Source organism: Ramlibacter sp. JJN2-2R (genome assembly GCF_057747835.1).
Genome location: NZ_CM173226.1, coordinates 2,551,757 through 2,576,587 on the forward strand (window position 1 = coordinate 2,551,757; position 24,831 = coordinate 2,576,587).

The 24,831-nt window shown below is 71.2% G+C and carries 28 protein-coding genes and 1 tRNA gene; 7 read left to right on the forward strand and 22 right to left on the reverse strand.

Annotated features, from left to right (window positions below; translation table 11 throughout):
- Positions 1-13: 13 nt before the first annotated feature.
- Complete coding sequence (locus AC3ANR_RS12430) at positions 14-493, reverse strand: OsmC family protein (RefSeq protein ID WP_488288423.1); 480 nt, start codon at positions 491-493, stop codon at positions 14-16.
- 249 nt (positions 494-742) lie between these two features.
- Here AC3ANR_RS12430 and AC3ANR_RS12435 point away from each other — a divergent pair, with 249 nt between their 5' ends.
- Entirely contained in the window at positions 743-1,396 is a 654-nt protein-coding gene (locus AC3ANR_RS12435) for a BON domain-containing protein (RefSeq protein ID WP_488288424.1), read from the forward strand.
- 4 nt (positions 1,397-1,400) lie between these two features.
- On the opposite strand, the gene AC3ANR_RS12440 is transcribed toward AC3ANR_RS12435, so the two are convergent.
- The 3 genes from AC3ANR_RS12440 to AC3ANR_RS12450 all read right to left on the reverse strand — a co-directional run bounded on the left by AC3ANR_RS12440 (position 1,401) and on the right by AC3ANR_RS12450 (position 5,158).
- Positions 1,401-2,240, reverse strand: a complete 840-nt coding sequence (locus AC3ANR_RS12440; protein WP_488288425.1) for a helix-turn-helix domain-containing protein — start codon at positions 2,238-2,240, stop codon at positions 1,401-1,403.
- Between the two features lie 16 nt (positions 2,241-2,256).
- Positions 2,257-2,784, reverse strand: coding sequence for a flavodoxin family protein (locus AC3ANR_RS12445; protein WP_488288426.1), 528 nt, complete (start codon positions 2,782-2,784; stop codon positions 2,257-2,259).
- Positions 2,785-2,887: 103 nt separating this feature from the next.
- Positions 2,888-5,158, reverse strand: a complete 2,271-nt coding sequence (locus AC3ANR_RS12450; protein WP_488288427.1) for a PAS domain-containing protein — start codon at positions 5,156-5,158, stop codon at positions 2,888-2,890.
- 305 nt (positions 5,159-5,463) lie between these two features.
- On the opposite strand from AC3ANR_RS12450, the gene AC3ANR_RS12455 reads away from it, so the two are divergent.
- Complete coding sequence (locus tag AC3ANR_RS12455) at positions 5,464-6,978, forward strand: bifunctional aminoglycoside phosphotransferase/ATP-binding protein (RefSeq protein WP_488288428.1); 1,515 nt, start codon at positions 5,464-5,466, stop codon at positions 6,976-6,978.
- A 39-nt stretch (positions 6,979-7,017) separates the two neighbouring features.
- Here AC3ANR_RS12455 and AC3ANR_RS12460 read toward each other — a convergent pair whose 3' ends face one another.
- Positions 7,018-7,365 (reverse strand): hypothetical protein, encoded by a 348-nt coding sequence (locus AC3ANR_RS12460; protein ID WP_488288429.1) that lies wholly within the window; start codon positions 7,363-7,365, stop codon positions 7,018-7,020.
- A 282-nt stretch (positions 7,366-7,647) separates the two neighbouring features.
- Here AC3ANR_RS12460 and AC3ANR_RS12465 point away from each other — a divergent pair, with 282 nt between their 5' ends.
- Both AC3ANR_RS12465 and AC3ANR_RS12470 read left to right on the forward strand, forming a co-directional pair.
- Positions 7,648-8,178, forward strand: a complete 531-nt coding sequence (locus AC3ANR_RS12465; protein WP_488288430.1) for a CBS domain-containing protein — start codon at positions 7,648-7,650, stop codon at positions 8,176-8,178.
- 102 nt (positions 8,179-8,280) lie between these two features.
- Positions 8,281-8,772, forward strand: coding sequence for a CDP-archaeol synthase (locus AC3ANR_RS12470; protein ID WP_488288431.1), 492 nt, complete (start codon positions 8,281-8,283; stop codon positions 8,770-8,772).
- A gap of 19 nt (positions 8,773-8,791) precedes the next feature.
- Here AC3ANR_RS12470 and soxB read toward each other — a convergent pair whose 3' ends face one another.
- From soxB to AC3ANR_RS12535, 13 genes are all read right to left on the reverse strand, one after another.
- Positions 8,792-10,534 (reverse strand): thiosulfohydrolase SoxB, encoded by a 1,743-nt coding sequence (soxB, locus tag AC3ANR_RS12475; protein ID WP_488288432.1) that lies wholly within the window; start codon positions 10,532-10,534, stop codon positions 8,792-8,794.
- A 19-nt stretch (positions 10,535-10,553) separates the two neighbouring features.
- Positions 10,554-11,225 (reverse strand): sulfur oxidation c-type cytochrome SoxX, encoded by a 672-nt coding sequence (gene soxX, locus AC3ANR_RS12480; RefSeq protein WP_488291801.1) that lies wholly within the window; start codon positions 11,223-11,225, stop codon positions 10,554-10,556.
- A gap of 25 nt (positions 11,226-11,250) precedes the next feature.
- Positions 11,251-12,054 (reverse strand): sulfur oxidation c-type cytochrome SoxA, encoded by an 804-nt coding sequence (soxA, locus tag AC3ANR_RS12485; RefSeq protein ID WP_488288433.1) that lies wholly within the window; start codon positions 12,052-12,054, stop codon positions 11,251-11,253.
- 50 nt (positions 12,055-12,104) lie between these two features.
- The gene (gene soxZ / locus AC3ANR_RS12490; RefSeq protein ID WP_488288434.1) at positions 12,105-12,416 is read right to left on the reverse strand and encodes a thiosulfate oxidation carrier complex protein SoxZ; all 312 of its coding nucleotides are present in this window, start codon (positions 12,414-12,416) and stop codon (positions 12,105-12,107) included.
- Between the two features lie 38 nt (positions 12,417-12,454).
- A complete protein-coding gene (soxY, locus tag AC3ANR_RS12495; protein WP_488288435.1) occupies positions 12,455-12,913 on the reverse strand; it encodes a thiosulfate oxidation carrier protein SoxY in 459 nt (152 codons plus the stop codon).
- A 72-nt stretch (positions 12,914-12,985) separates the two neighbouring features.
- On the reverse strand, positions 12,986-14,062 hold the full coding sequence (locus tag AC3ANR_RS12500) for a c-type cytochrome (protein WP_488288436.1): 1,077 nt from the start codon (positions 14,060-14,062) through the stop codon (positions 12,986-12,988).
- Positions 14,046-15,398 carry a sulfite dehydrogenase gene (gene soxC / locus AC3ANR_RS12505; protein WP_488288437.1) on the reverse strand — a complete coding sequence of 451 codons (1,353 nt, stop codon included), beginning with the start codon at positions 15,396-15,398 and terminating at the stop codon, positions 14,046-14,048. The genes AC3ANR_RS12500 and soxC overlap by 17 nt, the downstream gene beginning before the upstream one ends.
- Before the next feature lie 61 nt (positions 15,399-15,459).
- On the reverse strand, positions 15,460-15,942 hold the full coding sequence (locus tag AC3ANR_RS12510) for a thioredoxin fold domain-containing protein (RefSeq protein ID WP_488288438.1): 483 nt from the start codon (positions 15,940-15,942) through the stop codon (positions 15,460-15,462).
- Positions 15,939-16,832 (reverse strand): MBL fold metallo-hydrolase, encoded by an 894-nt coding sequence (locus tag AC3ANR_RS12515; protein ID WP_488291802.1) that lies wholly within the window; start codon positions 16,830-16,832, stop codon positions 15,939-15,941. Before AC3ANR_RS12515 ends, AC3ANR_RS12510 begins: the two co-directional genes overlap by 4 nt.
- A gap of 63 nt (positions 16,833-16,895) precedes the next feature.
- Positions 16,896-17,240, reverse strand: coding sequence for an ArsR/SmtB family transcription factor (locus AC3ANR_RS12520; RefSeq protein ID WP_488288439.1), 345 nt, complete (start codon positions 17,238-17,240; stop codon positions 16,896-16,898).
- 1 nt (position 17,241) lies between these two features.
- Complete coding sequence (locus tag AC3ANR_RS12525) at positions 17,242-17,670, reverse strand: DsrE family protein (protein WP_488288440.1); 429 nt, start codon at positions 17,668-17,670, stop codon at positions 17,242-17,244.
- Between the two features lie 73 nt (positions 17,671-17,743).
- The gene (locus AC3ANR_RS12530; protein WP_488288441.1) at positions 17,744-18,898 is read right to left on the reverse strand and encodes a YeeE/YedE family protein; all 1,155 of its coding nucleotides are present in this window, start codon (positions 18,896-18,898) and stop codon (positions 17,744-17,746) included.
- 29 nt (positions 18,899-18,927) lie between these two features.
- Positions 18,928-19,308: a hypothetical protein gene (locus tag AC3ANR_RS12535; RefSeq protein ID WP_488288442.1), complete on the reverse strand. Its 381-nt coding sequence runs from the start codon at positions 19,306-19,308 to the stop codon at positions 18,928-18,930.
- A 117-nt stretch (positions 19,309-19,425) separates the two neighbouring features.
- Here AC3ANR_RS12535 and AC3ANR_RS12540 point away from each other — a divergent pair, with 117 nt between their 5' ends.
- Positions 19,426-20,499, forward strand: coding sequence for a YeeE/YedE family protein (locus AC3ANR_RS12540; protein WP_488288443.1), 1,074 nt, complete (start codon positions 19,426-19,428; stop codon positions 20,497-20,499).
- A 63-nt stretch (positions 20,500-20,562) separates the two neighbouring features.
- Here AC3ANR_RS12540 and AC3ANR_RS12545 read toward each other — a convergent pair whose 3' ends face one another.
- Complete coding sequence (locus AC3ANR_RS12545) at positions 20,563-20,883, reverse strand: hypothetical protein (protein WP_488288444.1); 321 nt, start codon at positions 20,881-20,883, stop codon at positions 20,563-20,565.
- Between the two features lie 351 nt (positions 20,884-21,234).
- Positions 21,235-21,311 (reverse strand) — tRNA-Pro (locus AC3ANR_RS12550).
- 40 nt (positions 21,312-21,351) lie between these two features.
- On the opposite strand from AC3ANR_RS12550, the gene AC3ANR_RS12555 reads away from it, so the two are divergent.
- Positions 21,352-21,744: a DUF488 domain-containing protein gene (locus AC3ANR_RS12555; RefSeq protein WP_488288445.1), complete on the forward strand. Its 393-nt coding sequence runs from the start codon at positions 21,352-21,354 to the stop codon at positions 21,742-21,744.
- On the opposite strand, the gene AC3ANR_RS12560 is transcribed toward AC3ANR_RS12555, so the two are convergent.
- Complete coding sequence (locus AC3ANR_RS12560; protein WP_488288446.1) at positions 21,745-22,212, reverse strand: hypothetical protein; 468 nt, start codon at positions 22,210-22,212, stop codon at positions 21,745-21,747.
- A 363-nt stretch (positions 22,213-22,575) separates the two neighbouring features.
- Here AC3ANR_RS12560 and AC3ANR_RS12565 point away from each other — a divergent pair, with 363 nt between their 5' ends.
- Positions 22,576-23,205 (forward strand): hypothetical protein, encoded by a 630-nt coding sequence (locus tag AC3ANR_RS12565; protein WP_488288447.1) that lies wholly within the window; start codon positions 22,576-22,578, stop codon positions 23,203-23,205.
- 181 nt (positions 23,206-23,386) lie between these two features.
- Here AC3ANR_RS12565 and boxB read toward each other — a convergent pair whose 3' ends face one another.
- On the reverse strand, positions 23,387-24,811 hold the full coding sequence (boxB, locus tag AC3ANR_RS12570) for a benzoyl-CoA 2,3-epoxidase subunit BoxB (RefSeq protein WP_488288448.1): 1,425 nt from the start codon (positions 24,809-24,811) through the stop codon (positions 23,387-23,389).
- Positions 24,812-24,831: the final 20 nt, after the last annotated feature.

The window sequence follows — 24,831 nt, forward strand, 5'->3', positions numbered from 1 at the left end:
CGAGCAGCACCCCTCAGGAATGGCTGCGGGCGCCCTCCGTCACGTGCAGCGCATAGCCTTCACGGTCCCACACGCACACCGACACGTCGATCCCCTTGCGCACGCTCTCGGTGACGCCGCAGAAGTCCTCGAACTGCGCCAGCGCCTGTTCGACGTCCTGCAATTGCGCCTCGGCGGCATCGATCTGCAGGTCCACCGCGATGTGGGGCACGCGCACGCGTCCATGCTCGTTGCGCGCCAGGGTCAGGGTCACGTCCGCGTGCATGCGCGCCGCGTCGCCGCCGAACTTGCGCAGCGAGAACAGCAGGCTCGCCGCCAGGCAGTTGGCGATGGCCGCGCCCAGCAGGCGGGCCGGGTTCGGCCCCGTGCCCAGGCCCAGCGGCGGGGGCTCGTCGGTGACCAGTTCCGGCGTCGCGGGGTCGTCGAAACGCACCCTGAAGCGGTAGCCCCGCTCCTGGGTGAGATGCAGCTGGATGTCGTCGTCGCTCCCCATGGCCCGCTTTCCGTTCTCCGATGAGGCGCGCACAGCGCGCGGGCGCCGCAGCCTACCGACGGTCGGTGACGGCAGCGCTGTCACTGTAGGAACCGGTGCCGGCCAGCGACATGATTTCAATCAATCGCGCGCCTTGCGCCCGCCCCGCGCGAGCGCCGCAGCCCCCCGTGGCATTGCGCGCGATCAATGCACGCCCGCCCCGGGCTCCTAGAGTGGCACCTCCCGTCACCCGGTTTGAAGGAGAGCAGCATGGTCAAGAGTGACTCGCAACTGAAGGCCGACGTCATCGACGAGCTGGCCTGGGATCCGGCCGTCGACCCGCGCAGGATCGGGGTGGCCGTCGCCGACGGCATCGTCACCCTGAGCGGCACCCTGGAGACGTTCATGGAGAAGCACGCCGTCGAGCACGCCGTGCGCCGCGTCTCCGGCGTGCGCGGGATCGCGCTGGACCTGGAGGTGCGCATCGCCCCGGACCATCGCCGCAGCGACTCGGAGATCGCCGAGGCGGCCGCGCATGCCCTGCGCTGGCATTCGCTGGTGCCGGCCGACAAGGTGCTGGTGGAGGTCGAGGACGGCTGGGTGCAGCTGACCGGCGAGGTCGACTGGCCCTACCAGGTGCAGAGCGCGGAACAATGCGTGGCACCGCTGCTCGGCGTGCGCGGCGTGACCAACCTGGTGAGGACGCGCCAGCGGGTCAACCCCTCGGCGCTGCGCGAGCAGATTTCCGCGGCCCTCGCCCGGCACGCCGAACGCGAGGCCGGCCGCATCGGCGTCGAGGTGGATGCCGGCGTGGTGACGCTGCGCGGGCGGGTGGATTCGCTGGCGGAACATGATGCGGCCATCGGCACCGCGATGGCCGCGCGCGGCGTCACGCGCGTCGTCGACGAACTGCAGGTGGCCTGAGGCCTCAGGCGAAGCGCCCCCCGGCCTCGGTGGGCAGGCGGCGCAGGTCCTCGAGCGCGAGGATGCGGATGTGGCGCTTCTGCACCTCGATCAGCCCGCGCTGCTGGAAAGCCGACAAGGTGCGGCTGACGGTTTCCAGCGTGAGCCCGACGTAGCTGCCGATCTCCGCCCGCGACATGCGCATGTGGAATTCGGTGGGCGAATAGCCGCGAACGCGCATCGCCTGCGACAACTCCAGCAGGAACGACGCCAGGCGCGCCTCGGTGCTCGCCGTTCCCAGCAGCATCGAATGCGCGTGCTCCTTCACGATCTCGCGCCCCATCGCGCGGCACAGGACTTCGTGCCACGCCGGGTTGTGCGCCGCCAGCCCGCGCAGCGCATCGAACGGCAGCGAGCACACCTCGCCGTCCTCCAGCGCCACGGCGGTGCTGGCATGCACGCCGCCGGCCGCCCCGTCCAGCCCCATCAGGTCCCCCGACATCAGGAACTGGTCGACCTGGTCCGACCCGTCCTTGAGCAGCATGGTCGTCTTGAAGCTGCCGCTGCGCACGGCGTACACGAAGCTGAACTTGTCGCCCTCGGAGAACACCGCCTGGCCGGCGCGCAGCCGGCGGCGGCCCACGAGCACCGCATCCAGCTCGTGCAGGGCTTCGTCGCACAGCTGGGCGGGCAGGCACAGCTCGCGGATCCGGCAGTCGAAGCACGGCGCCCTCGCCGCGCGGGTGGCCTCGCCGCTGACGGCTGCGGGCGCGCGGAACTCGATCACCTTCAGGTGGGACTTGCGCCGCGGGACCGGCCCCTCGACGGGGGCGGCCTCGCGGTCCGTGCCGGGTGGAGGGTGCATCAGGGTCCCCGCGGTTTCAGGCGCTCGACGGCGAGAGCACCGAAGGGCGCACCGGCGCCTCGTCCGCGCCGGCGGGACGCAGGGCCTCGACGAAGCCGCGCAGGCGCGGGCCGCACCGCCCTTCCTGCACGTCCTGCTGCAGCAGGGCCAGCGTCAGGACCGGCGAGCGGCCCAGGATGCGCCCGATCTCGGCCACGGCATTGCCGGCGCCGGCGGACCCCATGGTGTTGATGACCGCGACCTCGGGCAGCGCCGCGCGCCGCTCGTGCACGAAGGTGCGCATCGGGCCGGCGAGCTGGTAAGCCCAGATCGGCGCGACCAGCACCACGGTGTCGAACAACTGGGGATCAGGCCCCTGGTAGGCGATGGCGGGCTGCCGGTGCAGCAGCGAGTCGACCACGCACCGCAGCGTGCCCCAGGCCCCGGCCCGCGGATGCGCGTCCTCGATGGTCCCCATCGGCCAGCGGGTCTCGGCGCAGAGGAGATCGGCCGCCTGCCGCGACACGCCGGTGAACGAATAGACGACGACCAGCACGTGATCCATGGATGCTCCTGGGACGCTCCAATCTATGCCCACTCCGGGGCATTTGCAAATGATGTGAATCAAAGGCGGCCCGGATGGCAATGGCCGAGCTGGCCGCCGCGGCTCAGGGGGATGCCTGCGCGACATCCGGGCCGGCACCGCGCAGCGGCAGCCAGACCGTGAACGTGCTGCCCTTGCCGCGTCCCTCGCTGCGGCCGGCGGCCCCGCCCCCGTGCGCCTCCATGATGTGGCGCACCAGGTGCAGCCCGATGCCCAGGCCGCCGTGGGCGCCGTTGCGCGCCTGCTCGTACAGGCCGAACAGGCGCGGCGCCAGGTCGGGCTCGAACCCGGTGCCGTCGTCGCGCACCTCGATGCGCAACAGGTCGTCCTCGCAGCGGGCGCACAGCTCGATGCGGCCGCCGGCCGGGGTGTACTTGGACGCGTTCAGGATGAGGTTGCCCAGCGCCTGGCACAGCCGCAGGCCGTCGCCCTCGAACACCAGCCGCGGCACCTCGCAGGCCAGCCGCAGGTTCTGGTCGCGCGAGCCCGTGGCGGGCAGGCAGGCATCCATCACCCGCTGCAGCAGGTCGCCCAGCTCGAGCGGCTCCATGCGCATCTCGAGCTTGCCGGCCTGGATGCGCGCCACGTCCAGCATGTCGGCGACCAGGCGGTCGAGGTGGTCGACCTGCCGGCGCAGCACCGCGAGCGAGCGCTGCGCCTGCGCCGCATCGGCCTGGCCCGAGCCGAGGATGGCGGTGGAATAGCGGATCGGCGACAGGAAGTTGCGCAGCTCGTGCGACAGCGTCGAGAGGAATTCGTCCTTGCGCCGCTGCGCCTCCAGCATGGCCTGCTGCACCCGCTTGCTGTCGGTGGTGTCCTGGCTGATGCCCAGCATGCGCACCGGCGTGTCCCCCTCGTAGTCGGCGCGGCCGACGCACAGCAGCCAGCGCACCGAGCCGTCGGGCTGCGGCACCCGGAACTCCGCGCGCACCTGCCGGCGCGTGCGGATGCCCTCCTGCAGCGCGGCCCACAGGGGCTTGGCGTCGTCCGGATGCACGATGCGCTGGCACGCGGCGCCCGTCCAGGCGGTGTCGTCGTCGGCGCCCAGGCCCAGCAAGGCGCGCATCTCCGGGCTCCAGACCACCGCGTCGGTGCGCAGGTCCCAGGTCCAGATGCCGATCGTGGCCGCCTCGGTGGCCAGCCGCAGCCGCGCCTCGCTCTCCTCCAGCCGATCCAGCACCCGGTGGTAGTCGGTCATGTCGGTCGCGATGGCGCCGATGGAACTGATGGGCCCGCGTCCGTCGCGCAGCGGGAACTGCACCACATGGAAGCGCCGGCGCTCGCCGTCGATCACCACCTCGTCCTCGAATTCCTGCGGCTGGTCGCTGGCGACCACCCGACCATCGTCGTGGGTCCACGGCAGCCCGCCGCCGGACGCGAGCTCCTGGGCCGTGCGGCCGACGATCTCGCCCGCGGGCAGGTTCATGGCCTTGCCGGCCAGCTCGTTGGCGACCAGGAAACGCCCGTCGAGGTCCTTGGCGAAGATGGCCGCCGGGCTGGTGCGGATCAGGGTCTGCAGGAATTCGTTGGCCGCGTTCAGCTCGCGCTCCATCGAGCGCTGCCGCGTGACGTCGCGCCAGACGGCGACGAAGCCATCGCCCAGCTTGGAGACGCGCAGGTCGAAGTCGCGCGGACCATGCCCGCCGCTGTCCATGCCATGCAGTTCGCGCGCGAACGGCCGGCCCGTGCGCACCACGTCGCAATACTCGGCGAACAGCGGATGGGCGCGCAACCGCGGGAACAGCGTGCACAGCCGCTGGCCCAGCTGCTGCTCGCGGCTCATCACGTTGGCGCGGCAGGCCGCGTCGTTCAGGAAGGCGACCTCGAAGTCGACGATCTCGCCGGCGCCGTTGCGGACCGACCGGTAGATGCCGAACGCATCGATCATGCTTTCCACGGCGACGCGGAACCGCTCCTCGGGCTCGGTGCCGATGGGACGGGCCTGGCCCTGGCGCAGCGTGGCGACCAGCGTGCGCGCGCTGCCCTCGCCCCGGGCGACGCCGTCGCCTTCGACCCAGCGCTCCACGCCGCCCCAGCCGATGGCGCGAAAGCGCAGGCGGAAGGTCTGCCCGCTGCGCGCGGCTTCCTGCAGCCGGCTGGAGACGGCCGCGCGGTCCTGCACGTGCACCGACCGCAGCCACGCGGGGAACAGCAGCCGTCCGCGCAGGGGGAACAGGTCCGCCGCACTCCGGCCCGGGGTCCACAGCACCTCCCCGGTGACCGGGCGCCATTGCCAGACGCCCGTACGTGCCGGCGCGCGCGGCACGGGCGCGCCGGCGCTGCCTCCCGCCAGCTGGGCGCGGACGGGAACCTCGGAATCGGTCGTTTCAGTCATGGCACCCTCATCGGGATTCCGTTGGTCAGGTCAGCAGTCTGGACACAAAGGCGCGGCGGAACTTGCGTACACGCAAGTTCGGGCCGGATGGGCCTTCGCAGAATGGGCTCGTGTGACGCCTGCTGCGGGTCCACTGCCGCCTTGCGCCGGATCCAACCGGCAGGCCGCCGCCCCCGCCACGCCGGCCCGCCAGACCAAGGAGTCCGACCCATGCCCCCGACCCCCACGCGATCCGACCCGGCCGTGCAGCGCCAGTCGGCCGCGGCCCATCCACCCTCATCGCGGCGCGCGCCGCGCGCCGCCTGATGCTGCAGACCGTCCCGGGCACGCCCGCGCAGCCGACCGCGCATCCCTCCGGATGGGTGTCCGGCTCGAGCCGGCGCAGCGAGATCCTCGTGCACAACCTGGCGAGCCAGCTCGGCGCCGAGCTGATCGAGACGCACATCTCCTGGATCCTGCTGGCGGGCCAGGACGCGTGGAAGATCAAGAAGCCGCTGCGCACCTCGTTCCTCGACTACGCCACCCTCGAGTCGCGCATGCATTTCTGTGCCGAGGAGGTGCGGATCAACCAGCGCCTCGCGCCGGGCCTGTACCTGGGCGTCGATGTGATCGGCGGCACGCCGCAGTCGCCCGTGCTCGGCCGGGGCGACCCCGCGATCGAGGTGGCCGTGCACCTGCGCCGCTTTGCGCAATCGGCCCTGTTCAGCTCGCGGCTGTCGGCCGGCACGCTCGAGGCGGGCGACATCGACCAGTTGGGCGACCTGCTGGCCGCCTTCCACGGGGCCGCACCGCGCGCCAGTGCCGACGAGGCCTATGGCCTGCCGGCGCAGCGGCGCGCCGCCGCCCTGGCCGCCCTGCGCGGCGCCAGCAGCGCGGCCACCGCCACCGAACGGCGCGAACTGCAGTCCTGGCTGCCGGACGAATGGGTGCGGCTCGCGCCCGTGTGGTCGCACCGGCGCAGCGCCGGTTTCGTGCGCGAGTGCCACGGCGACCTGCACCTGGCCAACCTGCTGCGCCTGCCCGACGGCGTGGCGGCATTCGACGCCATCGAATTCGACCCGGCGCTGCGCTTCATCGACGTCGCCGACGACATCGCCTTCCCGGTGATGGACCTGGCGGCCCAGGGGCGGACCGACCTCGCGTTCCGCCTGCTGAACCGCTGGCTCGACCACACGGGCGACCACGAGGCCCTGTCCGTGCTGCGGCACGCGGCGGTGTACCGCGCCCTGGTGCGCGCCCAGGTGAGCGCGCTGCACGGGCCGGGCCGGCGGTCCCGCGCCCGCCGCTACATGGCCTCGACCCTGGGCTGGATGCGCCGCAGGCCGGCGCAACTGACCATCATGCACGGGCTGCCGGGGTCGGGAAAGACCTGGTCGTCCCAGCGCCTGCTCGAGCAGCAGCAGGCCGTGCGCATCCGCTCCGATGTCGAGCGCAAGCGGCTGTTCGGCCTGGGCCCGCTGGACCCGTCGCGCGGCGCCGGGCTGGACATCTACACCGCGGACGCCGGCCGCCGGACGCTGGCCCAGTTGCTGTCGCGGGCGCGCGCGGTGCTGGCGGCCGGCTGGCCGGTGATCCTGGACGCGACCTTCCTGCACCGCCACGAGCGCGAGCAGGCGCGCGCCCTCGCCCAGCAGATGGGTGCGCAGTTCGTGATCGCGGTGTGCGAGGCGCCCGACGAGGTGCTGGCCAAGCGCCTGCGGCAGCGCAGCGGCGACGCCTCGGAGGCGGACGAGCAGGTGCTCGAGACGCTGCGGCAGACGATGGAGCCGATCGCCGCCAGCGAGCAGTCGTTCGTGCAGCACTGCACCACGCTCGCGTGATGCGCGGTGGGTGCAGCGCCTGCCTTCCCTTGCGCCTGCTCAGCGCTCGCCGCTGACCCGCTCGCTGTCGTGCGACGCGCTGCGGCCCACGGCCTTGCGCGTCTTGGCTGCCTCCGCGCGCTCGGCCCGCGTCAGCTTGCGCCGGGGCTCCTCGGCCATGGCGGCGCCGGCTTCGCCGCCGGCACCCATCTTGGCGGCATCCCGGCCCTCGTGCCGGCGGTCATCGCGGGCCTCGGCCCGTTCCTCCTTGGAATACTTGCGGCCGGGTTCCCGGCGCGATTGGGTCTGGTCCGCCTCGCCCGACTGGGCGAAGCTGGGCGTGGCGGTGGCCAGCATCGCCACGGCGGATGCCGCGGCGGCGATGGCTGTGGTGAATGGCTTGGACATGGGGGACTCCTTGTTAGCGAAGCCTGCGGGGGCTCCGTTCCCACCATGCTGTCGATGCGGCGGCCACCCGCCTTGCGTTCACGCAAGTGCGTGTCCTTTCGCGCCCGATGCGGGCGACCGTCAATGCAACGAAAGCCACGCGCGCACGATTGCCGTGCGCGCACGCCTCTGCGCTGCGCAAAGTGAAACGAATTCGGGCCTCGCGACGCGCCCCGATTTGCGCCGGCGCAAGGCCTCGCCCGGCCGCCATGCCAGATTGCGCAGCGACCATGGAGAGCTTCGATGAGCATTCCTTCCCACGCGGACAAGCACGCTGCCTTCTTCGCTGCCCAGCACCCCGGCCCCACGCTGCGCTACTTCCAGCCCGGCACTGCCACCGCCATCGACCTGTGCACCCGTGACGTCGTGACGGCGGACGCCGGGATGATGGTGGACGAAGCCGCGCGCCTGATGCGCGACCGCCACGTCGGCGCCCTGGTGGTCGTCGACACGCCCTCGCGCGCCACGCAGGTGGTGACGGGCATCGTGACCGACCGCGACATTGCCGTGGCCGTCGTCGCCGCCGACCGCGACACGCATGCGTACCGGCTGGCCGACATCATGAGCCGCGACCCGGTCACCGCGCGCGCCGGCGACACGCCCATGCAGCTGCTGGCCCAGATGCAGCGCCGGCGCGTGCGCCGCGTGCCCGTCACGGGGCCCGAGGGCGAGCTGCTCGGCATCCTGACCATGGACGACCTGGTGGGCTGGGTGGCGGCCCAGGTGCAGGCGCTGGCGAGCGCGATGGCTTCGGCGCAGCGCCGCGAGGGCTGAAGCCCGCCCGGCGGCGCCGGGCCTTGCGCGGCGGGCCAGCCGTCATGCGCGCGGCTTGCGCCAGCGCAAATTCCAGCCGCCGCCGCGCAGCCATCCTGTCGCATGGACGAACTTCTCGCCGGCCTGCGGGCCCTGCTGCTGGTGGCAGCCGTGAACGTGGCGCCCCTGCACGCCAGCAAGCTCGCGCCGGCCTGGCTGTCCTGGCCGCTCGACGGCGGACGGCACTGGTTCGACGGCCGGCGCCTGCTCGGCGAGTCGAAGACGACGCGCGGACTGGTTGTCGCCATGGCAGCCGGCGCCTTGTGCGCGCTGCTCTTGCGCCTGCCCGTGACCGTGGGCGTGCTGGCGGGCGCCTATGCGATGCTGGGCGATGCGCTGGCGAGCTTCACGAAGCGGCGGCTGGGCATCGAGTCCGGCGGCCAGTCCATCGGCCTGGACCAGATCCCGGAGTCGCTGGTCCCGCTGCTGGCGCTGCAGGGCGCGCTGGACCTGCGACCGCTCGACGTGGCCTGGGTGACGCTGGCCTTCCTGGCGTTCGAGTTGCCGCTGGCCCGGCTGTGGCACCGGCTCGGCTGGCGCGACAAGCCGTACTGACCCGCGCGCCGCGATTCGGCTAGGCGGCCGCGGCCACGCCGGGGTTGGGCAGCACGCCGACCAGCTTGGGAACGTTCGGCTCGCGCGCCTTCACGACGCCGTTGCGCGCCTTCAGCCACGTCTCCACCACCTCCCACACCGGCCGCGCGCCCGGCGCCGACCGGGCTTCTTCGGCCACCGGCGCCCAGCCCGCCACCTTGTACTGGCGCGAGGCTTCGATCGGCTTGCCGTTCAGACGCATGTCCTCGATGCGCTTGCCCATCGGCGCGAGCGGGTTGCAGGTGTACTGCAGGCCGCCGACGCGCACCATGTCGCCGCCCTGCTGGTAGTAGGGGTCGGGATTGAACAGGTTGTCGCAGACGTCCTCGAGCACGGTCTTGATCGTCTCGCCGCTCATCTGCGTGACGGTCGCGTACGAGTACGTCGTGGCCGTCATGTCCATCAGCCATTCGCGCGTGATCGGCTGGCCCGGCAGCAGCGACGTGCCCCAGCGGAAGCCGGGCGAGAACGCGATCTCGGCCCCCTGCACGTCCATCAGCGCGTCCAGCAGCAGCTGGTCGCCGGTGCCGTTGAAGTTGCCGCGGCGGTACAGCGTGCCCTCGGTCACGGCCAGCTTCTCGGCCAGCCTGGATTCGTACGGCGCGCGCACCTTGTGCACCAGCGCGTCCATGTCCTTGTCGGCCGGCAGCATGTTGGACAGCACCGGCAGCAGCTTGTAGCGGAAGTCCTGCACCTTGCCGCCGCGCACGTCGAAGTCCATCACGCCCAGGAACTTGCCGTTGGAGCCGGCGTTGGTGACCAGCGTCTGGCCGCCCGCGTTGCGCACCACGCTGGCCACCGGCATGCCGTCGTGGGTGTGGCCGCCGAAGATGGCGTCGATGCCGCGCACGCGGCTGGCCATCTTGAGGTCGACGTCCATGCCGTTGTGGCTGAGGACGACGACCACCTTGGCACCCTTGCCGCGCGCCTCGTCCACCATCTTCTGCAGGTTGTCGTCCTGGATGCCGAAGGTCCAGTCGGCCACGAAGTAGCGCGGGTTGGCGATCGGCGTGTAGGGGAACGCCTGGCCGATGATGGCGCAGGGCACGCCGTTCATCTCGCGGATGACGTAGGGCTTGAACACCGCGTCGCCGAAGTCGGCGGTCTTGACGTTCTGCGCCAGGAAATCCACCTTGCCGGCGAAGTCCCTGTCGACGATCTCCTTGACGCGGTCCATGCCGAGGGTGAACTCCCAGTGGCCGGTCATGATGTCCACGCCCAGCAGCTTGGCGGCGTCCACCATGTCCTGGCCCTTGGTCCACAACGAGACGCCCGAGCCCTGCCACGTGTCGCCGCCGTCCAGCAGCAGCGCGCCGGGGCGGCTGGCCTTCAGGCGCTTGACCAGGGTGGCCAGGTGCGCGAAGCCGCCCACCTTGCCGTAGCGCCGCGCCGCCTGCTCGAAGTCCAGGTACGTCAGCGCGTAGGCGCTGGGCGTGCCGGCGGGCACGCCCGTCTTCTTGAGCAGCGCCTCGCCCACCAGGTGCGGCAACTGTCCGCTCATGCCGCCGACGCCGAGGTTGACGCTCGGCTCGCGGAAGTACACGGGCAGCAACTGCGCGTGGCAGTCGGTCATGTGCAGGAACGACACGTTGCCGAACTTCGGCACGTCGTACAGCGCCTGCGCGGCGGTGGCCGCGTCGGCGTCCGCCCAGCGGCCCAGGCCCATGCCGGCCACGCCGGCGGCGGTCAATACCTGCAGGAAATCGCGCTTGCTCAGGTTCAAGGTGGACTGCCTTCGACGCTCACTTGTTGACGGGGGATTGCGGATCGAGCAGCAAGGCCATCACGTGCCTGATCTGCTGCTCGTCGAGGATGCCCGAGTGCCCCACGCGCGGCATGTTCGAGCAGGCGTTGTAGGCCTTGGCGTTCCACAGCTTGCCCCACGTGTATTCGACGATGGGCTTGGCTTCGGCGCTGGCCGGGTTGGCGACGCCGCGCAGCTTGCCGTACTGGTACAGGCTGGGGCCGATCGTGCCGAAGGAGATCTCCTCCTTGGTGATCTGGTGGCAGTTGTAGCAGTTGCCGCCGTTGGCCATCTTCGGATCGTCGGTCCACGTGAGGCCGCGGCCGCTCTGGGCGATCTGCTCGCCCTGCTTCCAGTCGCCCAGGAACTTGCCGTCGGCGGGCCACTTGATGGTCTTGAGGTTGGCCGCCTCGATGGCCTTGGCCTGCGCCTCGGGCAGGGGCTTGCCGGCCACGTCGGCGGCGTTGCAGGCCTGCAGCGTCTCGTCGAGGTGGGTCACCCGGTCGAGCTTCACGGGACCCTGGTCGCGAAAGCCCGTGCGCACCAGGTCCTGCGCCAGCTTGTCCAGCTCGGCGTCGCCGGGCATGGCGCCGCCCGAGCTGCCGGCGCATCCGACCACGGCGGCCCCGAGCAGCAGCGCGGCGCCGCAGGCCTGGGCGATCTTCTTCATGTTGCTTGTCGTCATCGTTGGCTCCTCAGCGCTTGAGCGTCGGCGCCGCGGACTTGGCGCCCTTGGCGTTCACGCCCAGGTAGGTGGACAGCGCGGCGAGCGCATCGCTGCCGAACTCGGGATACGGGAAGCGCTGCTGCCGGTAGCAGTCGTTCAGGCGCTGCTGCATGCTCCACATCTGGCCGTTGGACACGCGGTAAGCGGGCCAGGCGGCGAAGCCGATGCCGTCACCCGGGTTCTTGGAGAGGTTGGGCAGGTCCTGCAGGCGGATGCGCTTGTCGTCCTGGCCATGGCACGAGGCACACGAGAAGTCGTGCGGCCCGCCGCGCATGAAGAACAGGCGCTTGCCCGCCTCGTAGGCCACCCGCTCCTGGGTGTGGCCCTGCGGCAGGTTGAAGGTCATGCCCCGGGATTCGGCCGCGATCCACGTGGCCAGCGCGGTCACGTTGCTCTGCTCGCCCTTGCCGAAGGGCGTCTTCATGATCTCCTGCGCGTTGAAGCCCTGCAGGTTCGCCATGCACGTGACCAGCCGCGTCTCCAGGTCCTGCACCTTGCCGGCGTCGGGGAAATAGCGCGGCAGCTCCACGAAGGCGCCCTTGACCACGCCCGGCCCCTTGCCGAGGTCGCACTGCTCGAGCGAGGCGTTCTTGGGGCCGCGCTTTTGCTTCCAGAGGGCCTCGCCCTTGGCCTCGAACAGCTCGGCCGGGTTGCCGTCGGCCAGCATGGCCCGGTATTCCTCGATCGATTGGGTGGCGGACTTCTGGGCATGGGCCGCGCCGGCGGCCAGTAGCGCCAGCGCCAGCAGCCCCGTGGAACGGGTGGGTGTCATCGTGCTTGTCTCCTTCGGGTTGGCAGCGTGCCGGCTGCAGCCGGTCTGTCTCAGCTGACGGTCGCTTCGTCGGTGCGGGTGTCGCCGCGGTTGTCCTTCCAGCTGATCGCCACCTTGTCGCCGGCCTTGGCGCCCTTGATGGTGAACTGCAGGAAGGGGTTCTTTGCCACCGCGGGGCCCCACTCTGCGGCCAGGACCTGCTTGCCGTTGAGATTGGCGGTGACTTCGGTGATGTGCCAGGCGGGGATGACCTTGCCGGAAGCGTCCTTGCGCTGGCCGGTTTCCATCTCGTGGCTCATGAGGACGCGGACCACGGCGTTGCCGCCCTGGGCCTGCGCGCGGATGCGCATCGGATCTGCCATGTTGTGACTCCTTGGATATGGGTTGCGCGGGGGCGGCTTCAGCCGCCGCAGCCGCCGAGGGTGACCTTGACTTCCTTCTTGGCGAAGAGGGCCTTGCCGTCCGCCGTGATCGCGACCGCGTACACGTCGGAGGACTGGCCCATCTTGGCGCGGGTGAGGAAGTTCGCCTCGACCGCGTCGGTGACGTCGAACTTGGCGACCAGCGCGCTCGGGTTCTTCTCCACCAGCAGCAGCAGCTGCTTGACGTTGGGCAGCGTGGTGGCGACGCCCATCGGCACGACGGCGCCGTTCTCGGCGATGTCGGGCGCGGTCAGCGTCACGTCCTTGCTCTCGGTGGGCGCGCCGGCCCCGTAGGCCTTCACCGCGTCGGCGACGCTCTTGGCGTCGAAGGCGGCTTTGCTCCAGGCGGCACGCGCGAGCGTGGGGAACAGGCCCGTGGCGGCCAGCAGGCCGGCCACGACGGCGCTGTGCTTGAGGGCGTCTCGGCGGGTGGTCATCGGAATCTCCAGGTGGGTGGGGGGCAGGTTAATGGGTGCTTGGCGGCAGCGACAGGGGACATTCCCTGTCGCTCACGGGCGGGTGCCCGCCAGCCAGTTGGCGATCTGGCGCAACGAGGCGTCGTCGAGCGTCTGCGGCGGCATCGGGATCGGTCCCCAGGTGCCGGTGCCGCCCGAGCGGATCTTGCCCGCCAGGTAGTCGGCCTTGCCGGCATGGCGCGTCGCGATCTCGTTCCACGCGGGGCCGACCACGCGCTGGCCGGCCGCATGGCAGGCGGTGCAGTTGTTCTTCTGCAGCAGCGCGGCGACACCGTCCGGCACGGCGAACGGGGCCGGGGCCGATGCGGGCTTCTGCGGCGCCGGGGCGGAAGCGCCCTTTTGCGCCGCGGGGGCCGCCGCCGCGGTGTCCACGCCATGCTGCGCGCCGACGAGGCGGTTCTGCTCGGCCAGGTTGCCGTGCGCGTTGCGCGCGAACGGGGGCAGCAGCGAGGTGACCTTGGCGTCGACCGCGCAGTCCTTCATGCAGCGCGTGCCGGTGACGTCGGGCTTGCCGGTGCCCTTGAGCTCGTTGCCGGGCCACATCCCGTGCGCGGTGGTCGTGCCGTTGCGATTGGGCATGCGCTCCTGCACCTGCGCGATGGTGCGGTCGGACAGCGTGAAGTCCGCCGGCACGACGTCGGCCAGGTTGAGCAGGTAGGCGGTGACGGCGTAGACCTCGTCGACCGTGAGCGACTTGGGCTTGTTCCAGGGCATCGCGCGGTTGATGTAGTCCCACAGCGTCGAGACGGTGGCGACCTTCATCATGGTCGTGCGGCCCGGGAAGTCGGTGCGGCGCAGCGAGGCGACGCGGCCGGTGGCGATGTCGTCCTTGGTGGTCCCGCCCACGAGCGGGTTGAACACCTGGTTGGACTCGCCGAACACGCCGTGGCACGACGCGCACTTGTCCTCCCACACCTGCTGGCCCTTCTCCACGCTGCCCGCGCCGGCGGGCAGGCCCTTGAAGTCGGGACGCACGTCGATGTCCCAGGCCTTCACCTCGGCCGGCGTGGCCTGGCGGCCGATGCCCGGATACGACACGTTCTGCGCGGCGGCGGGAACGGCGGCGGCGAGGACGGCTGCCGCGAGCAGCGCTTCAACCCACCTGGACATTCTTCACCTCCCCGTTCTCTTCCACCAGCCAGGACTGGATCGCATTGTTGTGGTAGATCGACCGCGTGCCGCGCACCGCGCGCAGCTGGCGGTAGTTGGGCTGGACGTAGCCGGTCTCGTCGGTCGCGCGGCTCTGGATGATGGCGGGCTTGCCGTCCCACACCCAGTCGAGCGAGAACCGCGTCAGGCACTTGCTCATGACCGGATCCTGCAGGCGCGCCTGGCGCCAGTTGCGCCCGCCGTCGACGGACACGTCCACCTGCTTGACCTTGCCGCGGCCCGACCAGGCCAGGCCCGTGATGTTGTAGAAGCCCTTGTCCAGCAGCACCTGGCCGCCCGAGGGGGTGGTGACCACGCTCTTGCACTCCTGGATGCTGGTGTACTGGCGGTGCGTGCCGTCCGGCATCAGGTCGACGTAGTGGACCGTCTCGTCCTTGGTGCCGTAAGGCTGGTCACCCACCTCGATGCGCCGCAGGTACTTGACCCAGCTGACGCCCTGCACGCCGGGCACGACCAGCCGCAGCGGATAGCCGTTCTCGGGGCGCAGCATCTCGCCGTTCTGCCCGTAGGCCACCAGCACCTCGCCCGAGCGCACCAGGCTCATGGGGATGGTGCGCGTCATCGAGGAGCCGTCGCCGCCCTCGGCCAGCACGAAGCGGCCGTTCTTCAGGTCGACGCCGGCCATCTCCAGGATCGTGATCAGCGGCACGCCGGTGAACTCGCTGCACGACAGCATGCCGTGCGTGTACTGGCACGTCGGCACGGCGACGTTGCCCCACTCCATGCCGGTGTTGGCGCCGCACTCGATGAAATGGAAGCGCGAGACGGACGGCAGCCGCATCAGCTCGTCCATCGTGAAGACCTTGGGCGACTTCACCAGTCCGTTGACCATCAGGCGGTGCTTGGACGGGTCGATGTCCCACCAGCCCTGGTGGTGCCGCTCGAAATGCAGGCCGCTGGGCGTGACGATGCCGAACAGCGACTGCAGCGGCGCGAACGACACCGACGCCTGACGCGTCTGGGTCAGGCCCGGGCTGGTGCGGCGCTGCACGTTGGCCTCGTACTTGGACGGCTTGCCGTAGCCCTCGGTGGCGACGGACTGGCCGAGGCCGGTCGAGTGCTCGGGCAGTTGCAGGATGTTGGGATCGCCATCGGCCGGCGCCGGCGCGGCGGCAGCCGCACCCGTGGCGCCCGCGGCGGCGGCAGCGGCAAAGGCGCTGCGCAGGAAATCCCGCCGCCCCTGGCGCGCCTCCTGCGCGGCCTGCCGGATGCCGGCCTGGTCGAGAAAGTGCTCGGGCGCCTTGCGCACGCGGCCGGTGTTCATGGACTCTTGCATTGCTATATTCGGATTCACAAATATATATCCTGGCAGACGGTCGGCCGATGCGGGTTAACGCTTATGCCGCCCGGCCGGCCACGGCCCGCGTCGCGGCTTCCAGCCGCTCCTGCAGGTAGTGGCCGTAGAAATCGGGGATCGACGCGCCCTCCAGGCGGGCTGCCGCCTCCTGCCCGCGCAGGCCGAGGAACAGCACGGTCGGCGCCGCGCGCACCTGCCAGGCCATCAGCAGGTCTGCATGCGTCGTGGCGCGGCCGGCCAGGTCCTGCACCGGCTCGCGCGACCCCATGTCCAGCTGCACCACCGGCTGGCCCTCGCGCGCCAGCGGCGCCAGGTGGCTGTCGCGCACGGCCTTGCAGAACGGGCAGCCGTGCAGGCTGGCCATGACGAGCAGCGGCTTGCGCGCCGCCAGTGCCGCGGCCAGTTCGTCGCGCAGCGACCGGGCCGCGGCCAGCGTCGCCGCGCCGGCGCCCATCCAGGCCGCCGCGAACGGCAAGGCGGCGACGACGGCGCGACGCGAGACGGGAAGGCCGGCCAGGGTCACTTCTCCTGCTCCATCAGCAGGTAGGTGTTGTAGGCATTCATGCGGTTGGCCGCATGGAAGAGCGGCAGCTTCTCGAAGCGGGTCCAGTCGGCCGCCCGGTAGGCGTCCTCGAACGGCTCCATGTTGCGCGCGGCCTGCCCCATCACCTGGCGCAGGTACACGAGGTAGTCGCGCGTGAGCTCCATGTCCGCCCGCGCATCGCGCGAGGCGGCGCCGTGCCCGGGAACGATCACCTGGGCGTCGAACGCGAGCAGCTGGTCCATCGCGGCGATCCAGTGCCGGCTGTCCGCCTGCCCGACGAAGGGGATGCGGTTGCGGAACACCAGGTCGCCGGCGAACAGCACCTTCTCCGAGGGCAGGTAGACCACCACGTCCTCGGCGGTGTGGGCCGGCCCGACCGGCACGATGCGCAGCTGCACGCCGCCGACCACCAGCTCGCGCGGCCCGTCGATCCATTCGTCCGCGGGCACCAGGCGCGTGTCGGCGTCGATCCACGGCGCCAGGTCCTTGCGCGAGGCTTCCAGCCGCAGGCGCGCGGTGTCCGAGTTGAGGTACTCGCGCCCGAGCTGGTGGGCGACGATGCGCGCACCGGCGCCCTTGAAGACCTGCAGGCCGTAGACGTGGTCGGCGTGGTAGTGCGTCAGGATGACGTGCGTGACCGGCAACGGCGTGATCTTGCGGATCTCGGCCAGCAGTTGCCGCGCCAGCGCCGGCGAGCCCAGCGCGTCGATGACGACCACGCCCGCCGGGGTGACGACGAAGCCGGCGTTGGAGATGAAATTCTGGTTGGCGGGCGAGCCCAGCGCCGACTGGCCCTGGACGAACCAGGCGGACTTGGACACCTGCTGCGGTGACATCGGGACCGGATCCTGCGCCCACGCGCCGGGCATCCAGTTGAACCAGAGCGCGAACGCGCTCGCCGCCAGGCGGCGCCAGGAGAACTGCATGTTGATTTACCGGGAAACGTCGGCTTCGATCGCGATCTGGGTGCAGACCGCGCGGCACAGGGTGACCACCCGGTCGTTGACGATCCGGTAGTAGATCTGCACGCCGTCGCGGCGGCGGCCGAGCACGCCCGCCTTGTAGAGCGTGTTCAGGTGCTGGGACATGTTGGGCTGGGTGGTGTCGATCTCGCCCAGCAGCTCGCTCACGTTCTTCTCGCCGTTGCACAGGCAGCTGATGATCTTCAGCCGCATCGGCGCCGACATCACGCGGAAGATCTCCGCGGCAAGCACGAAGACCTCGTCGGTCTCGATCTCGGCGCCGGGGCGCTGGGCTTTGCGGGCGGCGGCCGGCATCTCAGGGCTTGATGTAGGCGTAGTGCTCGCGCGATTGCAGCTGGCCGATCCGCACCACGCCCGAAGGGGTGAAGTCGGCGTCCATGATGAACTTGTCCTTCGGGATGTTGCGCGTCTTGAGCGTGATCTCGCACACCTCGAACCGCACGCCGCGCGCCTTCAGCGCGCTGACCAGCGAGGCGTAGTCGATGTTCGGGTTCTTCTTGTCGCGCGCGCCTTCCATCAGGAAGTCGATGCCTTCGGCATGGGTCACGACCACGATCTTGGTGTCGGGCGCCACGTCGAGGTGGTTGCGGATGTTGCGCAGCCCCTTGGTCGCCTGCATCTCGGCGTTGTCGATGTGGTAGACCACCTTGTCCTGCGCGTGCGCGAAGCCGGCCAGGCCCAACAGCGCCACCAGGACGAGGAAACGACGGAAGATCGCGGACATGGAGGCTCCTTTGCGGCTGCATCGCCGGCCGCAAATATAAGCCATCGCTATTGGATCGGGGCTGGGGCAGACCCTAGGTCGGCGCGTCGCGCACCGCCGCGGGCACCGCCCTCGCCTCCTGGCGGTCGACGCGCCAGGCCTGGTAGCGCACGGCGCCGACCGCGCCCGCGATCATGGCCGGCACGGCCGTGAAGCTCATGAGGCTGAGCGTGGACAGGCCCGAGATGCCCTGCCCGATGCTGCAGCCGTACGCCGTCACGCCGCCGACCCCCATCAGCACGGCGCCCGTGAGGTGGTGCCCCAGGTCGGAGGTGCCGGCGAAGCCTTCCCAGCGGAAGCTGCCTTCGGCCAGCGCCAGGGCGGCGGAGCCGGCGACGACGCCCAGCACCGCGACCACGCCGACGCTCAGCCGCTTGTTGGCGTCGCTGAAGTACAGCAGCCAGTCCAGCGCATAGGCGACCGGCCCGGCGAAGCTGAAAGCCTCGGCACGGCCGGAGTTGGTGGCCAGCCAGGCCTCCTGCAGCGTCTCGGGATGCTCCGCCAGGTGGCCGAGGCCGCCCGTGACCCACCACATCGCCAGCACCAGCGCGCCGATGCCGGCGCCGGCGCCGAACACGGCGGGCCGGCGCGCCTCGCGGTCCGCCAGGGACCAGGCGAGCAGCGCGCCCCCGACGACGAGGCCGGCCCACAGCGCCGCCGCGCCCGTGGACAGGCCGCTGGCGCCGGCCAGCAGCGTGGCGACGTCCGCGTTGCGGTCGAAGTCGACGGCGATGCGGTCCACCGTCCGGGCGCGCCACACGGCCGTCAGGCCCTTGAGCGTGGCGAAGGCGGCGATCGACGCCACCAGCACCACGACCAGCGCCTTCAGGTTGCCCCCGCCCACGCGCACCAGCGACTTGCTCACGCAGCCCGAGGACAGCACCATGCCGACCCCGAACAGCGCCCCGCCCACCAGCCCCGAGAGCCACAGCCAGCGCGTGTTGGCATACAAGGTCTGCGGCGCCGACACGATGCCGCCGGCGGCCAGCGCCGCGAAGCCGAGCACCGCGACGGCACTGGCGGCGGCCCATTGGCGCAGCCGCGTCCGGTCGCCCAGCACCACGGCGTCGCTCACCGCGCCCATGGTGCAGAAGCCGCTGCCGCGCACGAGCGCGCCGAAGGCGGCCGCGAGCGCGAAAGCGGCCCAGAGCACGAGGGTGTTGAGGCTGGAAAGCTCCTGGGAAGTCATGCGCCGATTCTAGGAGCGCGCTGCATCCTTCACTCCTTCGGCAAGGCCGCGCACGGATCGCGCCGCGGCCCGCGCAGCGTCGTGCCGCGCTGCGCCGCCCGCTCGTCCATGCGCTGCCGGTGCTCGCCAGCCAGGCGCCGGCACTCGGCCTGCGTCTTCACGCCGGCCATCTGTGCCCGGTGCTCGTTGCGCTCCTCGGGCGTCATGAGCGCCCAGCCGGGCGTGTAGCTGGCGCCCGCGCCGCCGCCGCCCCGCCCGTGGCCGGCTCGGGCGCCGGGGCCCGGGCCCGGTCCGCGCTGCGGCGCCGAAGCCGTCGCCGCGGGCCCTGGGGGGACGGCCGGCTGCGCCGACGCGGCGCCGCACGCGAAGCCCGCGAGCGCGAGCAGCAGGGACACTCCATTCCTGTTCATGGCATCTCCTTCGAAGGGGTTGGCACGCCTTGGCCTTGCCAACATACGGGGCGAGGCCGGGCCGGTCGTTGACGCGCGTCAACGGGGATGCGGCGCCTTGCGGGCACCATCTCATCCGTGGACCTCAACGCACTGCTCGACCGCACCGGCGAACCCCGGTTGCTCGCCCTGGGTGGCGCCGTCATCGGCGTGCTGTTCGGCTTCTTCGCGCAGCGCTCGCGCTTCTGCCTGCGCGCCGCCGCCATCGAGTTCGCGCGCGGGCAGGCCGGCGAACGCCTCGCGGTCTGGCTGCTCGCCTTCGCCACGGCCGTGGTGGGCGTGCAGCTGCTCGTGCTCACCGGCGCCGCCGACGTCAGCACGACGCGCCAGCTGGCGGTCCGCGGCAGCCTGTCCGGCGCGCTGGTCGGCGGCCTGCTGTTCGGCGCGGGCATGGTGATGACGCGCGGCTGTGCCAGCCGCCTGCTGGTGCTCTCGGCCAACGGCAACCTGCGCGCCGTGCTCTCCGGACTCGTCTTCGCCGTCGCCGCGCAGGCGTCCCTGTCGGGCGCGCTCGCGCCCGTGCGCGACTGGGTTGGCGCCTGGTGGACGGTCGAAGGCGGCCCGCCGCGCGACCTGCTGGCCGTCCTGCACCTGCCCCGCTGGAGCGGACTGGCGTTCGCCCTCGCGTGGGCGGGGGCGGCGCTCTGGTACGCGATCCGCAGCGGCAGCGGCGCCTGGAAGTGGCTGGGTGGCATGGGGGCGGGCCTGTCGGTCGCGCTCGCCTGGTTCTTCACGTCCTCGGTCGCGTCCAGCTCGTTCCAGGTGGTCGCGGTGCAGGGGTTGACCTTCAGCGGCCCGTCGGCCGAGTGGCTGATGCGCGTGCTGGCGTCGCCACCGCCGCCCGTGGGGTTCGATGCCGGCATGCTGCCGGGGGTGTTCGTGGGGTCGGCGCTGGGCGCCCTGGTGGGTGGCGAATTCCGCCTCGAGGGCTGGAAGGACGGCTACAGCATGCGGCGGTATCTCGTCGGCGCCGTGCTGATGGGATTCGGCGCGATGTCCGCGGGCGGCTGCGCCGTCGGCGCCGGCATCAGCGGCGGCTCGATCTTCGCCTTGACGGCCTGGCTCGCGCTCACGGGCATGTGGGTCGGCGCCGCCGCCACCGACCGCCTGCTCGATCGCGAGCCGTCGAGCCAGCCGCAGCGCCAGCCCTGACGGGCCCGCCCCCCCATAGAAAAGCGGACCCCGAGGGGTCCGCCGTGGTTCGCGCCGCGCGCGTCAGCTGGCCGGGCCGCTGGCTTCGCGCTTTTCCTTGGCGGCCTTGGCGCCTTCGCTCTTGCGGGCGGCCTTGGCGGTCTTCTTCTGGGTCTTGCTGGCGGCCTTGGCCTTGCCCTCGCTTTCGGGCGTGGCGTCGCCGGCATGGGTCGACTTGCTCGCTTCGCGGCCTTCGGCCTTGCGGGCGGCCTTGGCTTCGGCCTTTTCGGCCGCGGTGGCGGGGGCGCTCGGGGACGCCTTGTCCTGGCCGGGGCCAGTGGTCTGGGCGAATGCGTTCGCGGCGAACAGGGCCGCGAGGGCCATGGCGAGGGTGAGTTTCTTCATGGATCTCTCCGGTTGAAAAGGTGGGCGGCGCTTGCGCTCCGGGGACCTGAACGACTCAAGCCCTGGGACCAGTATTCGCCCGCCGTGCGCTCGCGCCCTTGATCCTCCTCAAGCAGGACGCGGACTGCGCCGAGCACGCGGGGCGAAGCAGCACGGTTGGGTTGGATGGCGCCGACGCCGCGCCTTGCTGAGGTTGGCGATGCATCTTGGCGAATGGCGCCGATCGAGGGCTGGAGGTGGGTGGCGGCCCTGCGCAATGGCCACGACCGTTGGAGAATCGGCAACTGCTGTTCGAAGCCGTCACGAGATGCCCACAGGTCGGCGCGGGAGGACGGGTCCGAGGAAGCGAAGTGGTCGGAGCGATAGGATTCGAACCTACGACCCTCTGGTCCCAAACCAGATGCGCTACCAGACTGCGCTACGCTCCGACGCGTCGCATTCTACCGGCCGGGTCCGGGGGAGGGTTGGATGGCCATCCGCATCGTGAGACTGGGAACGCCGCGCGCCGCCGGCGAAGGCCTGCGCATCGGCACCGTTCGCCGACCGCCCCGCGGCGTGCCGAAGGAGCGGTTCGCCGCCGACGACTGGTACGACGTGTGGTATCCCAACCTCGCGCCCTCGCCCGAGACCATGGACCTGGGGCAGTCCGCCGAGACCGACAAGGACTGGAACGCCTTCGGCCGCAAGTACCGCGCCGAGATGGCCGCGCCCGAGGCGGCGCGCACCCTGGACCTGCTGGCCGCGCTGTCGCACGGGGCGAGTTTCTCGGTCGGCTGCTACTGCGAGGACGAATCGCGCTGCCACCGCTCGCTGCTGCGCGAGTTGCTCGCCCAGCGCGGCGCGGAGATCGCCCCCGCCTGATCAGCGCTTGGGCTGCTGCTTGCGTGCCTGCGCGGGCGGCACGCACAGCCCGAGCGAGCGGACCGTGCCCATCGGGCAGTCGGGCATCAGGCCGCCGGCGCCCATCGAGTTGGTCGGCACGGCGCCGGCATCCAGCCCGCCGCCCATCGCGGTGAGCCCGGCGCTGCCGCTGCCGCCCGTGCCCATGCCGCTGGTGCTGCCGATGCCCAGGTTGCCCAGCGCGCTGGGCGTCGCGGCGACCGGACCCGCGCCCATAGGCGTCGCCGTCCCCGCCGTGGCCGCGGCCGATGGCCGCGACGGCCGGCTGGGGGCGCTGGGCGTCGCGGGCACGGGGGCCATGGAGGAAGAATCGCTGCTGAACGAGCCCGACTGCGTGTTCATCGTGGCGCTGCTCGTCGTGGTCTGCGCGGTGGCCATCGTGGCCACGAGCGAGGCGGCGGCGGCCAGGGCGGTCGGGAATCTGCGCATCGTGTCTCTCCTTCGAACCAACCCCAGCAGCATCCGGGGTGGATGGGCTCGGGACCGTCGGACGGTGGGTGACCGCGCTGTAGGAGCGCGCCTTCGATGGGCACGCCGGCCATGAAAAAACGCCGGCGCGCGGCCGGCGTTCTTCATGGGTTGCGCGAGGCTCAGTGCGCCTGCTTCTTGGCCTGTCCCGGAGGCAGGCAACCGTTGTCCTTCTTGGCCAGTCCCGGGGGGCAGTCGTGGCCCGCGCCCATGCGGGACGTGGAGGCGCGGTCGGTCGAGGTCGCGGTGGACGTGCTGCCGCCGGTCGTGCCCGAGCCGTTCGCGCTGGTGCTGCTGCTGGTGCTGCCCGGCGTGCCCAGGTAGATGTTGTTGGTGTTGGTCGCGGCCGAACCGGACGTGCTGCCGCTGGTCGAGCCCGAGGCGGTGGTGCCGCCCGACGTGCCCGTGCTGCCGGTGGTCGAGCCGGTGTTGCCCAGCGTGCTGCCCGGGGTGGTGGTGTTCGTCTTGCCGCTCGTGCTGCCCGACGTCGTCGAACCGGTGTGGCCCATCGACGTGCTACCCGAGGTCGCGGCGTCCGTCTTGCCGGACGTGCCGCCCGACGTCGTCGAGCCGGCGTTGCCCAGCGTGGTGCCGCCCGAGGTGGCGGAGTCCGTCTTGCCGGCCGTGCTGCCCGAGGTGGTCGCGCCCGTGTTGCCCATCGTGGTGCTGCCCGACGAAGTGCCCGGCTGGCTCATCGTGCCGGTGGACGTGCTGGGCGTGGATTGCAGGATGCTGCCGCCGCTGGCGCCGAGGGTGCCGCCGGTCGTGGCCCCCTGGCCCGTGACCGAGTTCTGGCTCGACAGGCTGCCGCTGCTGGTGGCGGAGGCGCCGGTGCGGTTGCTCAAGGTCGAGCTGCTCGTGGCGGTCTGCGCCATCGCGCCGCCGGCGACGAGGGAAGCGACCAGAAGGCCGAGTAGTTTGCTCATGGTTGGATCTCCTGAAGTGAAGCCCTGACGCGACGGTTGCGTCGAGGCATGTGCAGAGCATGGGCCGTGGATGCGCTCCGCCCGGTCGGACATGGGAAAGTCGGACAGTGCGGCATCTCCCACGGCGGGTAGGAGATGCCTTGCGCCGAGCCAGGAACGCCGACGCCGGCACGAGGCCGGCGTCGGGCTGGAGGAGCGAGGCGCTGCGCTCAGAGCTTCACGTATTCGTATTCCACCGGCTGCGCATTGATGCCGCGGTCGGGCGGCGCGATCCACGCGGCCATCTTGCCGGGCGCGGTCACGCGCTGCATCAGGCTCTTGACGAAGCGGATGTCCTCGTCCGTGGGCAGCCACCCGTCCTTCTTCGCCTCGAATTCGGCGGCGGTGATGGGGTGGCCCTGCGGGTCGGTGTGCAGGCCGGCCCAGGCGCCCACCTGGCGCCGGAAGCGTGTCGACGGCAGCTTGAACTCGAACGGCACGCCGGCGCGCTTGACCAGCATGTTCCAGCGCGTCACGCCGATGTTGCAGTCCTTGGCGTATTCCAGCCGCGTGATCTCGTTGATGCCGTTGCGCACCGAGATCTCCTCGCTGCGCACGCCGCTGTTGCCGTCGGGCACCTGGATGGTCATGGTGGTGCCCGACTCCACGTGGTCGGCGAACTTGGCCTCGTCGGGGCGACCCTTGATGCCGTTGCTGAAGTAGTTGGCCGCGTTGGACGAAGCCTCCGAGCCGAACAGGTCGAGCGAGCTGGTGAACCAGAAGTTCATGAACTTCTGGATCGTGGGCAGGTCGATCGCGCCCGCGTTGCGGATCTGCTTCCAGTCGTCGGTGTCCAGCTCCTTCATCACCTCCAGCGTGCGCTTGATCACGCGGCCGACGCCGGTCTCGCCCACGAACATGTGGTGCGCCTCCTCGGTCAGCATGAACTGGCAGGTGCGCGACAGCGGGTCGAACGCGCTCTCGGCCAGGCTCTTGAGCTGGAACTTGCCGTCGCGGTCGGTGAAGTAGGTGAACATGAAGAACGACAGCCAGTTGTCCATCGGCTCGTTGAACGTGCCCAGGATGCGCGGCTTGTCCGGGTCGCCGCTGTGGCGCTCCAGCAGTTCCTCGGCCTCCTCGCGGCCGTCACGGCCGAAGTAGGCGTGCAGCAGGTAGACCATGGCCCAGAGGTGGCGGCCCTCCTCCACGTTCACCTGGAACAGGTTGCGCAGGTCGTAGAGCGACGGCGCCGTGTGGCCCAGCAGCCGCTGCTGCTCGACGGACGCCGGCTCGGTGTCGCCCTGCGTGACGATCAGGCGGCGGAACGTGGAGCGGAACTCGCCGGGCACGTCCTGCCAGGCGTCCTGGCCCATGAAGTCGCCGAAGCCGATCTTGCGGCCCTCCTGCCGGTCGGCCAGGAAGATGCCCCAGCGGTAGTCGGGCATCGGCGTGTAGCCGTACTGCGCCCAGCCGGACGCGTCGACGCCCACGGCGGTGCGCAGGTAGACGTCGTTGGCCTTGAAGTCGCTCGGCCCCATCTCGTCCCACCAGCGCAGGAAGGCGGGCTGCCAGTGCTCCAGCGCGCGCTGCAGCTGGCGGTTGTCGGCCAGGTTGACGTTGTTGGGGATCAGGGCTTGCAGGTCGATCGTGCTCATGGTGGTTCCTCTCGGGCGCG